The organism is Rhodoplanes elegans (genome assembly GCF_016653355.1).
GTDB classification, from domain to species: domain Bacteria; phylum Pseudomonadota; class Alphaproteobacteria; order Rhizobiales; family Xanthobacteraceae; genus Rhodoplanes; species Rhodoplanes elegans.
In genome coordinates this window covers 18,371-29,712 of sequence record NZ_NHSK01000134.1, presented here as the reverse complement: position 1 = coordinate 29,712, position 11,342 = coordinate 18,371, and the positions used below count along the sequence as shown (strand labels likewise).

Here is an 11,342-nt window from a genome sequence, read left to right as displayed (position 1 = left end):
CGCGATGCCGCGGGTCGCGGTCGAAGCGACGAACGCCGCACCGCCGGGGCCGGGCGCGGCGGCGCCACCGATGGCGATCGAGCTTTCGGCGAGGGCCTGCGCGTCGGCGCCGGTCGCCGTGCTGTAGTCCCCGGCGGCGGCACTCCGGTATCCGGACGCGACGCTGCTCAGGCCCGTCGCCGAGGCGGAGGCTCCCACAGCCGTGCTGTATAGGCGGCTCGCAAAGCTCGCCGAGCCGACGGCAGTGCTGGTCTCACCGATGGCCCTGGCGTAGCTTCCGAGTGCGGTGTCGAAGTCGCCGCTCGCGTAGCTCGCAACGCCGATCGCCGAGCTGGCCGTGCCCGCCGCGTTGCTGGAGTAACCGACGGCGGCGCTGGTTTGGCCGCTCGCCAGGGCGTAGGAGCCGAGTGCCGAGGCAAAGTCGCCGAACGCCCTGCTGAAGGTGCCGACGGCCGCGCTGGATACGCCGGTCGCCTGGGCGAAGCTGCCGAACGCCGCGGCGCGCTCGGCGCTCGCCTTGGACCGGCTGCCGACCGCCGCGGCACCCTCGGCGCTCGCTTCGGCTCGGCTGCCGACCGCGGCGGCATCGTCGCCGGTCGCCCCGCTGAGAACGCCGACCGCCGTGGCGGACCCGCCCGACGCCGCGCTGGCGTTACCGATGGCGGTCGCGAACACCGCGGTCGCGCTGGCGCTGACTCCGAAAGCCGAGCTGTAGGTGCCGATCGCCGTCGTAAATGCTCCGACTGCGAGCGCATTTGTGCCGCTGGCTTGGCTGGTGTTGCCGAATGCGACCGCGCCGCCGCCGTTCGCCGTGTTGTTGATCCCGCAGGCCACGTCGCTGCCGACGACGGCCGTGCTGCCGCCGCCGCCAAGGCCGGCCGTTCCGTTCTGGTTGCAGACGAACTGGGCGTGGGCGGCGCCGGGTATCAGCACGCCGGCCATCACAACGAGAGCCGTGCTCCCGACGAGGAGCATGTTCGGCGGCCGGTCGCCTGGCCACCGCCCCACGGGGGCTTCCCCAAAGCCGCGCCGTGCCGCTGCGAGCGGCGGACAAGCGACATCGTTGCGCGAGATGGTCATCGGCGCCCCCCGTCCATGACTGTCGTTGCGGTCTGCCGCAGCCCCCGGTCGGTGCTGACTGCAGATGCCCCCACTCCGGCTCACTCACGTCTGCGCGTGCGCAAGCATCGACGCGCCGTCCTACCGGGACCGGCGCGAGCGTCCTGGACACGCCGCGGACGGTTGAACCCCCCGTTCCGATGACGTTTAATCCTGGTCTAAGTGACGCAGGGTACCCGGTCGGATGGGAGCATCAACGGAACAAACCACCATGGTCTCTCCGCCAACAATCCGACTGACTGCGACGCGACGGCTCCGTTGTGCCTGCTGCCGGTCCACGTGATCATGTCGGAGCCGTTCGTTTGAGCGAGTCCGGTCCTGATCACGCCGCGCTGCTCCGCGAAGCGGAGTCCTATGCGGCTCATCCGCAGTTCGATCCTGCGATGCAGGCGTTTTGCAGCGGCCTCGCCGACTTCCACTCGGTCGGCTTCACGCGGCTCACCGGCGTCGTCGACACGATCACGTTCGCGGTCGCGATGCTGGTCCTCTATCTCGACATGCACGCGCCGGGGAGCGCCAATGCGAGCCGGCTCGTGGCGATGTGCGGGGAGGGCGGGCTCGCCGGGGCGACGGCGGTGCGCAACGCGATCTTTGCGCTGCGGCGCGGCGGCATGATCGTGGTCGACGACCCCGGTGGCGCCGGGCAGGCGCATCCGGTGCGGCCGACGCCGGCGCTGATCGACACCATGAAGGACAGCCTCGCCACCCGCCTGTCGGCCATGGAGCCCGTGGTGCCGTGGCCGAAGCCGGCCGCCGAATGGGCCCGGACCGACGGCGTTCTCGAGGGGTTCGTGCGCGGCAATGTCGAGGCCTATCGGAACAGCCGCTTCCTGCTGTTCCAACAGTTCCCCGAGATCCGCGGCTTCATGGATCGGCACTGCGGCTATGCCGTGCTGCTCGATGTGCTCGGCCGGTCGGAGACGTCGGCCCAGGGGATGTCGACGGTGGTGCCGCTCTCGGAGGTCGCGGAGCGGTTCGACGTGTCGCGCACCCATGTGCGAAAGCTGTTCGGCGCGGCGGCGGCGAACGGCTGGCTCGATTTCGAGCCCAAGGGCCGGCTGACGATCGACGCGGCCCGCTTCGCGCGCTTGCGTCTGTGGATCGGCCTGGAGTTCGCCTGGACCCGGCGGCTCGTCGGATCTCCGCCCGGCGCCGGCTCCGACGTCAGGGCTTGCGGCTGAGCAGAAACACGGCCTGCTCGCCGAACAGGTTCCAGAACCACCACGGGGCGTCGATCTTCAGCGCCGTGCCCCACGGGTCGAGCGCCACGGCCTTCTCCATGCGGGCGCCGGTGAGCGCGCACATGTCGTTGAAGTCCTTGATCGTGCAGAAGTGGATGTTGGGCGTGTCGTACCACGTCTCGGGCAGGTTGGCGGTGCGCGGCATGCGCCCGTAGAGCAGGATCTGCAGGCGGATGCGCCAGTGGCCGAAGTTCGGAAACGACACGATGGCGTGCCGGCCGATGCGCAGCATGTGCTCGATCACGTCGCGCGGCCGCCGCGTCGCCTGCAGGGTCTGCGACAGGATCACGTAGTCGAAGGCGTCGTCCGGATAGCTCGCCAGATCCGTGTCGGCGTCGCCCTGGATCACCGCGAGGCCCTTGGCGACGCACTCGTTGACGCCCTCGCGCGACAGCTCGATGCCGCGCCCGTCGACGCCGCGCGCTTCGAGCAGCCGCAGGAGCTCGCCGTCGCCGCAGCCGACGTCGAGGACGCGCGAGCCGGGCTCGACCATCTCGGACACGAGCAGCAGGTCGACGCGAGCCCCGCCGGGACCGCGGACGGTCTCGGCCATGGTGAGGTCGCGCGGCGCGCGGGACAGCATCACGGCAAGCACCTCACGCTGAAGATCTCCTCAGACCACGATGCCGCGGGCGCGGCCGGCGGCATCGAGGAAGCCGCGCACGATGGCGAACAGCTCCGGCTCGTCGAGCAGGAAGGCGTCGTGGCCCTTGTCGCTCTCGATCTCGGCGAACGAGACGCGGGCCCCACCGGCGTTGAGGGCGTGCACGACGGCGCGCGACTCGGCGCTGGGAAACAGCCAGTCCGACGTGAAGGAGATCACGCAGAACCGCGTGCGCGTGCCCCGGAAGGCGTTCGCCAGCACCCCGCCGTGGTCGCCGGCGAGGTCGAAGTAATCCATCGCCCGGGTGAGATACAGATAGCTGTTGGCGTCGAAGCGCTCGACGAAGGTCGAGCCCTGGTAGCGCAGATAGCTCTCCACCTCGAAGTCGGCGTCGAACGAGAAGGTCGGGTTGTCGCGGTCCTGGAAGCGGCGACCGAATTTGCGGTGCAGCGCCGTGTCGGACAGGTAGGTGATGTGCGCGCCCATGCGGGCGACCGAGAGGCCGCGGCGCGGGCTCGTGCCCTCGACGAAGTAGCGGCCGTTGCGCCACTCCGGATCGGCCATCACGGCCTGGCGGCCGACCTCGTGGAAGGCGATGTTCTGGGCCGAGTGGCGCGGCGCCGTGGCGATCGGCAGCGCCGAGAAGACGCGCTCCGGATAGCTCGCGCACCACTCCAGAACCTGCATGCCGCCCATCGAGCCGCCGACCACGGCGAACAGCGAGTCGATGCCCAGGTGGTCGAGCAGCATGGTCTGGGCCCGCACCATGTCCTTGATGGTGATGACCGGGAAGTCGAGCCCGTAGGGCTCGCTGGTCAGCGGGTTCGTCGAGGAGGGGCCAGACGAGCCCATGCAGCCGCCGACCACGTTGGAGCAGACGACGAAGTAGCGGTCGGTGTCGATCGGCCGGCCCGGGCCGATCATGATGTCCCACCAGCCGCCCTTGCCGGTCACCGGATGGACGTTGGCGACGTGCTGGTCGCCGGTGAGGGCGTGGCAGACCAGGACGGCGTTGCTCCTGTCGTCGTTGAGGGTGCCGTAGGTCTGGTAGGCGACCTGGAACGGCGACAGCGCGACGCCGCAGTCGAGCTGCAGCGGCCGGCGCTGGTCGAACACGGCGAGCTTGGAGCGCGGATGGTCGGCCTCGCGCACCAGCACGGGGAGTTTCCTGTCGGTCTTGATCTCGGCCTCGGCGGGGGTGGTGCTCATCGCGGTCGAAACCGGCCTCTCGTCGTGTCGCTGCGGGCGACCATCGCGGGGGTGGAACCGCCCATGGTGGTCGGAAACCGGGTTTCGCACAACCGGCAAGCGACGCCGCACGGGCGCCCGAGGGGCGACACGGGTCGGGCTTACATAGGGCGGGGCGGCGCCCTGTCAATGTTTTCTTTGCGTTCGCGCCGGCTGCAAATTATCAACCACATCCGTGAGATGGGCGACAAGCCCGCGCCCCGGAGGCCGTCATGGAAGCCAGATCCCCCGCATCGCCCGCGTCGTCGTCCGCCGCATCCGCGCCGCCGCCGGTGTCGCTGCCAGCGCTGCGGGCCGAGATCGACCGCATCGACGAGGCGATGCACCGGCTCCTGATGGAGCGCGGCGAGATCATCGCGCGGCTGATCGAGGTGAAGCGCACGGCCGAGACCGGCTCGGCGTTCCGGCCCGCCCGCGAGGCCGACATGATGCGCCGTCTGGTCGAGCGCCACCACGGCATCCTACCGCTCGACACCGCCGAGAGCATTCTGCGCGTCATCATCGCGACCTTCACCTATGTGCAGGCCCCGTACCGGGTGCATGCCGACCTCTCCACCGGCGAGGCGGCAATGCGGGACAGCGCCCGCTTCCATTTCGGCTTCACGGTGCCGTTCGAGGGGCATCTCGGGGTCGCAGGGGTGTTCCGGGCGCTCGACGGCGCCCATGGCGACCTCGGCCTGGTGCCGGCGACGAGCCCGTCCGGCGGCGCCTGGTGGGCGGCGCTGGAGGCCCCGGACGCGCCGAAGATCATCGCCCGGCTGCCCTTCGTCGAGCGCGCCGATCACCCGGCCGGGCTGCCGGTGTTCGCCGTCGCCCGGCCGCATCCCGATGCGCTCGTCACCGAGGTCCGGCTGTACAGCGTGCGGGTGTCGGGCTGGAGCCTGAAGGCCGCGCAGGCCGCCGGCATGCTCGCCGAGGTTGTGGCGGTGCCCGACGGCGCCTTCGACGGGGCGGCCCTGCTCGTCTCGGTGCCGGCCGGCCGCACCATCGAGGAGGTGACGGCGGCCCTGATCGGGGCGGGGGCCTCGGTCCGCGCCCAGGCCATGGTCGGCGGCCACGCGACCCGCTATACCGTCTCGGCGGACGGCGCCCTGGTCCCGACCGGGCACTGACGTCCGCCGCAGTCGATACGCCGTGCCCGCGCATGCGGGCATCCACGCGCTTTCCGCCCTCGCAGGACCGAAGACGTGGATGGCCGGGACGAGCCCGGTCATGACGGAAGAGAGAACCGTGCATTCTGCCGAAGGTCTTGTGATGTCCAACGTTCGTCCGCAGCCGCGTCCCGGCGTCCTGTCGATTTCCGCCTACGTGCCCGGCAAGAGCGGCGCCCCCGGCGTCGCCAAGGTGTTCAAGCTCTCCTCGAACGAGTCGCCGCTCGGCCCGAGCCCGAAGGCGGTCGAGGCCTACAGGAGCGTCGCCGAGCATCTCGAGGACTATCCGGACGGCGCGTCGACCCGGCTGCGCGAGGCGATCGGCGCCGTCTACGGGCTCGATCCGGACCGCATCATCTGCGGCGCCGGCTCGGACGATCTCCTCAACCTTATCGCGCGGGCGTATCTCGCCGACGGCGACGAGGCGATCCACTCGCAATACGGCTTCCTGGTCTATCCGATCGCCACCATGGGAACGGGCGCCAAGCCCGTCTCGGTGCCGGAGAAGAACCTGACCACCGACGTCGACGGCATCCTGGCCGCCGTGACGCCGCGCACCAAGGTGATCTTCCTCGCCAACCCCAACAACCCGACCGGCACCTACATCCCCTATGACGAGGTGAAGCGGCTGCATCGCGGCCTGCGCCCCGACATCCTGCTCGTCCTCGACGCCGCCTATGCGGAGTATGTGAGCCGCAACGACTACTCGACCGGGCTCGAGCTCGTCGCCGAGAGCGACAACGTCGTGATGTGCCGGACCTTCTCGAAGATCTACGCGCTCGCCGGGCTGCGGCTCGGCTGGATGGTCGGGCCGGCCCACATCGTCGACGCCGTCAACCGGGTGCGCGGGCCGTTCAATGTCGGCGCTCCGGCGATCGAGGCCGGCATCGCGGCCGTGCGCGACGCCGAGCATGTCGAGCGCTCGCGCGCCCACAACGACCGCTGGCTGCCGTGGCTCTCCGAGGAGATCGCCAAGCTCGGCCTCACCGTGACGCCGAGCGTCGGCAACTTCTTCCTGATCCACTTCCCGGCAGAGGGCGGCAAGACCGCGCAGGCAGCCGACGCCTTTCTCACGAGCCGCGGCCTGGTGCTGCGCTCGGTCGCGAGCTACGGCCTGCCGAACGCGCTGCGCATGAGCGTCGGCGGCGAGGAGGCCAACCGCCTCGTCGTCGCCGCCCTCGCCGAGTTCATGGCGGGGTAGCAGACTCGTCACCGGCAGCGCGGCGCGGCGGCGCTGCCCCCGACCCGAGACTCGTCATGCCCGGCCTCGTGCCGGGCATCCACGTCTTTCCGGCGTGGCGTCGACAAGAGCGTGGATGGCCGGGACGAGCCCGGCCATGACCGCGAAGCCTGAGACAAGACTGATGACCCAACCCCTGTTCAATCGCATGGCGCTGATCGGCGTCGGGCTGATCGGCTCCTCCATCGCGCGGGCGGCACGCGCCCAGGGGGTGGTGCGCAGCATCGTGGCGACGGCGCGCTCCGGCCCGACGCGGGCGCGCGTCGCCGAACTCGGCATCGCCGACCGGGTGGTCGACACCAACGCGGCCGCGGTCGACGGCGCCGACCTCGTGATCCTCTGCATCCCGGTCGGCCAGTGCGGCGCCGTGGCGGCCGAGATCGCGCCGCGCCTCGCGCCGGGCGCCATCATCTCCGACGTCGGCTCGGTGAAGGCCGCCGTGGTGAAGGACGTCGCGCCGCATCTGCCGGGCCACGTTCATTTCGTCCCGGCCCATCCGGTCGCCGGCACCGAGAATTCGGGGCCCGATGCGGGCTTTCCCGAGCTGTTCATCGACCGCTGGTGCATTCTCACGCCGCCCGAAGGCACCGATCCGGCCGCGACCGACAAGCTCGCCACCTTCTGGAGCGCCATCGGCGCCAATGTCGAGACGATGACGCCCGAGCACCACGACCTCGTGCTCGCCATCACCAGCCACCTGCCGCATCTGATCGCCTACACGATCGTCGGCACGGCCGACGAGCTCGGCCAGGTAACGCGCTCCGAGGTGCTGAAGTTCTCGGCCGGCGGCTTTCGCGATTTCACCCGCATCGCGGCGTCCGACCCGACCATGTGGCGCGACATCTTCCTCGCCAATCGCGATGCCGTGCTTGAGATGCTCGGCACCTTCGGCGAGGATTTGTCCAAGCTCACCCGGGCGATCCGCCGCGGCGACGGCGACACGCTGTTCGATCTGTTCACCCGCACCCGCGCCATCCGCCGCGGCATCGTCCAGATCGGCCAGGATTCCGATGCGCCCGACTTCGGCCGCCCGCACCAGAAGAAGATGCCGCCGCTGCCGCGCCCCTACATGGCGGACGGGGAATAGGGGTTCCTGTCGCGCTCGGTGGCTCGCGCTCCAGCCGTCACCACGCATATCGGAGGCCGGCCGTGCCGGCGACGGTGTGGCTGTGGGCCGCGACCTCGCCGTCCATCTTCGCCATGAGCGCGATGCCGTTGGCGAAGCGCAGCTCGGCCCCGGCCGAGACCAGCGCGAGATCGCGCGCCGGCGTCGCGCCTTCGACCGTGAAGCCCGCGCCGGGAAGCGTCTGGAACGTCGCGGCGACCGTGGGGTCGCTCACCCGGTCGTGCGCCCATGCGATCCGGCCGCGCAGCGCCAGCGTGGCGTCGGTCCGGACCGCGACCACCTTCTCGATCCGCGTGCCGAGCTCGGTGCGCAGCGCCGTCGTGGTCCGGTCGTCATAGGCGAGGCCGAAGCCGGCGCCGCTCGGGTCGCTTTCGCGGACGGCGGGCGTCGCGAAGGCCTGGGCCTGGAGGGCCGCGTAGGGCGTGACCGTGGCGAGCGGCGAGGCGAGCCGCCAGCCGGCCTCGGCGCGGCCGCCGAAACTCTGTGCCTCGTATCGGGCCGTGAGCGCCGTGCCGAGCGCTCGCCGGTCGGCGGTGATCCAGTGCTCGGCGAAGGCGAGCGACGCGGCCAGATAGGCCGGGCCGACCGTCGTCGTGCCGTAGACGCCGGCCTGGAAGGCGTCGCTGCTGCCGCTGCCGAGCCCCTGCGTCAGGCTCCAGCCGGTGCCGCCGCCGCCGAGCGCGAAGCCGAGCGTGGTGAACGGCGTCACCCGCCAGTCGCCGCCTGCCGCGACGCCGGCGGCCCGCACCGAGACATCGTGACTGCCGACCGCGGCGTCGCCCGAGAGCCGGCCGGAGCCGCCATAGGCCGAGCCCCAGACGCTCCAGCGCGGCACCACCGGCGCGGCGGACGGCGCCTGGACGGCCCTCTCCAGGGCGCCGGCGGCACCGGGCCGCGGTGCGTCGGCGGCGGCGTAGCCGAGCGCGGCGCCGCTCCCTCCGATCCCGCCCGGAATGGGCGTGGTGCGCCCGTCGACGAACGGGTCCGTCATCAGGCCCAGGAAAGCCGTCATCATCTGGAACGCGCCCTGCGGGGCGCCGGTCGCGGCCTCGCCGGAGAGCTGGGTCAGCGCGCCAGCGAGCGGCTGGCCCGTGAGCCCGACCACCGAGACGAAGCCGGGCGGTAGCGCGCCGCCCGCGTTGAAGTGGTGGCTGATCGCGCCGGCGACGGCCGCCGGGTTGCGCGGCAGGCCGGTGGCGCCGTCCAGCCCGAGCCTGAGATCGAGCGCCACGCCGTTCGGCACCGAATAGTCCAGCGACGCGATGAACCCGGCCGGCAGATTGCTGGTCGCCAGACCGTCGAACGTGCCGCTGCGGCCGCCGGCCGTGAGGATCGTGTATCGCTTGGTCACGTAGCTGCCGGTGGCGAAATAGGCCTGCACGGTGCCGGCCAGCGTCGCCGTGCCGGTGACGACCGCCTGCGACGCGGCGGTCGGGTCGATGGCGACCCGATAGAACGCGCCCGGCGCGAAGGCGAGATTGCCGGCGACCGTCATGGCCGTTCCGGGTGCGCCTGTGCCTGGCGCGAAGACGCCGCCGGCGTTCACGGAGACGCTGCCCGCGGTGCCGGTGCCGGCCAGCAGGCCGCCGGTGTTCACCGTGGTGGCCGAGCCCGCGATGGCGCCGCCGGACCCGAGATAGAGGACGCCGTCGACCGTGGTGGCGCCCGTGTAGGTGCTGGCGCCCGTGAGCGTCTGGACGCCGCCCGCGATGGTCAAACCACCCGTGCCGGTGAGCGATCCGGCGAAGGTGGACGAGGCGTTCGACAGCGTCAGCGTCTTGGCGCCGAGCGCGACCGTGCTGCCGCCGGCGCCGGCCAGCGTCTTGATGGTGGCGCCGGTCGTGGTGGCGGAGATGTCGAAGGTGGCGCCCGTCGCGATGTTCACGCCGCTCGACGCCGCGATGCTGCCGCTCCCGGTGAGCGCCAGGGTGCCGCCGTTGATCAGCGTGCCGCCCGAGTAGGTGTTGACGGCGCCGAGCGCGAGCGTGCCGGCGCCGGTCTTGGTGACGCTGCCGGCGCCCGTGAGGCCGGACGCGAAGCTCACGATGTTGCCGTTGGTGTCGAAGGTGCCGCCGTTGGGGCCGATGGCGGTGAGACGCGACGAGATGTCGGTCGTGGTGCCGGTCGCCCATTGCAGGCCGCCACCGTTCAGCGTGATCAGGCCGGTGCCGAAATTGTTGGCCGCGCTGAAGTTGATCAGGCCGCCCGTCACCAGAGTGCCGCCCGTGTAGGTGTTGGCGCCGGTCAGCGTCAGTGTGCCGAGGCCGGTCTTGGTCAGCATGCCGTCGTTGATGATCGTGCCGGTGAGGGTCAGGTCGAAGCCGTTGGTGTCGATGACGCCGCCGAGCGCCAAGAGCGAGATCGTCTTCGCCGTGCTGAACGTCCCGGTGAGCTGCAGCGTGCCGCCGTTGAAGATGACGTACTGATCGAAGCCGAGCGCGGTCAGCGCCGCGTCGCTGCCCGCCGATACGGCGCCGCCGGTCGCGACGATGACGTTCGGGCCGATCCAGCCGGTGCCGAAATTGAGATTGGAGCCGACCGGGGTGCTCACATTGGCGATGATGGTGTTCGTCGCCGTGTCGACGACGATGACACGGCTGCTGCTCGAGACATAGACCCGCGATCCGTCGGCCTTTACGCTGACGCCGACGCTGTTGCCGGGTAGTGCCACGGTGGTGAGGATGGTGTTGGTGGTCGCGTCGATGACATACAGGGTGTTCCCTTGGTCCGTCACATAGACGCGGGTGCCGTCCGGGGATACGGCGGCATTTCCGGCGGGCCCGTTGATGGTGGCCACCACAGTCCGGCTCGCCGTGTCGACGACCGTGAGCCTGCCGCCGTTGTTTTGACTCGCGACGTAGATCTTGCTGCCGTCCGGCGCCACTGCAACGGAGACCGGAGAGTTCCCGACCGCGATCGATGCGGTGACGGTCCCGCTCGTCGCATCGAGGAAACTCACCGTATTCTGCTGAGAGTTCGTCACGTAGAGCGTGGTGCCATCCGGAGAGACGGCGACCCCGAACGGGCTGCTGACGGGAAACGCGCCGACGACCTGATTGGTCGCCGTCGAGATCACCGAGACCGAGTTGCCGACGATTGTCGTCGCATACACGTATCGGCCGTCCGGGCTGATCGCGATGCCTGCCGGAGGGGAGCCGACCGCGATCGTGCCAACGACGGTCTGGGTCGCCACATCCACGATGGTGACGGAATCGGGCTGCGCGTCTGCCGTGTACGCGTAACGGCCGTCCAGCGAGAACACGGCATTTACCGGCCCGCCACCGATGGTGATGACAGAGCCGATCGTCGTGTTCGTCAGGGTCGAGAACGCGATTGCCTGGCCGGGGCTCGAATTGATGCCGGTGAGCAGGCCGTAGGCGTCGATGCCGGCGCGAGCCGGCGTCGTGAGCGCGAGGATCGCCAGCGGGACCAGGACGCTCGTCAGCCGACGGCGCGACCGGCGTCGCCGCGGCCAGGTCCGCACTTCCAGTGCGCGCAGATCGCTCGTTACGCTCGGACGGCCAAGGAGTCCGAATTCAGCGACGAAAGGCGCGATGCCGTTGCGCAAGCCGCAATCCTCCAGGCGTGTCCCGAGGAGCGAACGGTAGCGGAC

At 70.8% G+C, this 11,342-nt stretch carries 7 protein-coding genes and 1 pseudogene; 4 read left to right on the top strand and 4 right to left on the bottom strand.

Going from position 1 to position 11,342, the window contains the following annotated elements; all coding sequences use genetic code 11:
- A pseudogene (locus CCR97_RS17020) lies at nucleotides 1–1,080 on the bottom strand (hypothetical protein); the annotation flags it as partial.
- A 341-nt stretch (nucleotides 1,081–1,421) separates the two neighbouring features.
- Between CCR97_RS17020 and CCR97_RS17015 the strand changes: the two are divergent.
- Nucleotides 1,422–2,300, top strand: coding sequence for a hypothetical protein (locus CCR97_RS17015; RefSeq protein ID WP_146618711.1), 879 nt, complete (start codon nucleotides 1,422–1,424; stop codon nucleotides 2,298–2,300).
- Here CCR97_RS17015 and metW read toward each other — a convergent pair.
- Together metW and metX are read right to left on the bottom strand one after the other, a co-directional pair.
- Nucleotides 2,284–2,913 carry a methionine biosynthesis protein MetW gene (gene metW, locus CCR97_RS17010; protein WP_201159689.1) on the bottom strand — a complete coding sequence of 210 codons (630 nt, stop codon included), beginning with the start codon at nucleotides 2,911–2,913 and terminating at the stop codon, nucleotides 2,284–2,286. The two genes, CCR97_RS17015 and metW, sit on opposite strands and share 17 nt — an antisense overlap.
- Before the next feature lie 60 nt (nucleotides 2,914–2,973).
- Complete coding sequence (gene metX / locus CCR97_RS17005) at nucleotides 2,974–4,173, bottom strand: homoserine O-acetyltransferase MetX (protein WP_111356696.1); 1,200 nt, start codon at nucleotides 4,171–4,173, stop codon at nucleotides 2,974–2,976.
- Between the two features lie 251 nt (nucleotides 4,174–4,424).
- On the opposite strand from metX, the gene CCR97_RS17000 reads away from it, so the two are divergent.
- From CCR97_RS17000 to CCR97_RS16990, 3 genes are all read left to right on the top strand, one after another.
- On the top strand, nucleotides 4,425–5,324 hold the full coding sequence (locus CCR97_RS17000) for a chorismate mutase (RefSeq protein WP_111356695.1): 900 nt from the start codon (nucleotides 4,425–4,427) through the stop codon (nucleotides 5,322–5,324).
- Nucleotides 5,325–5,466: 142 nt separating this feature from the next.
- Nucleotides 5,467–6,564, top strand: a complete 1,098-nt coding sequence (gene hisC / locus CCR97_RS16995) for a histidinol-phosphate transaminase (protein ID WP_111356694.1) — start codon at nucleotides 5,467–5,469, stop codon at nucleotides 6,562–6,564.
- Between the two features lie 160 nt (nucleotides 6,565–6,724).
- Entirely contained in the window at nucleotides 6,725–7,690 is a 966-nt protein-coding gene (locus tag CCR97_RS16990) for a prephenate/arogenate dehydrogenase family protein (RefSeq protein ID WP_111356701.1), read from the top strand.
- Nucleotides 7,691–7,727: 37 nt separating this feature from the next.
- Here CCR97_RS16990 and CCR97_RS16985 read toward each other — a convergent pair whose 3' ends face one another.
- Nucleotides 7,728–11,213, bottom strand: coding sequence for an autotransporter domain-containing protein (locus tag CCR97_RS16985; protein ID WP_146618710.1), 3,486 nt, complete (start codon nucleotides 11,211–11,213; stop codon nucleotides 7,728–7,730).
- Nucleotides 11,214–11,342: the final 129 nt, after the last annotated feature.

Excerpts from the sequence above, each read along its gene's own strand:
- metW (WP_201159689.1), bottom strand. The coding sequence starts at position 2,913 with ATGGCCGAGACCGTCCGCGGTCCCGGCGGGGCTCGCGTCGACCTGCTG.
- metX (WP_111356696.1), bottom strand. The coding sequence starts at position 4,173 with ATGAGCACCACCCCCGCCGAGGCCGAGATCAAGACCGACAGGAAACTC.
- CCR97_RS17000 (WP_111356695.1), top strand. The coding sequence starts at position 4,425 with ATGGAAGCCAGATCCCCCGCATCGCCCGCGTCGTCGTCCGCCGCATCC.
- hisC (WP_111356694.1), top strand. The coding sequence starts at position 5,467 with ATGTCCAACGTTCGTCCGCAGCCGCGTCCCGGCGTCCTGTCGATTTCC.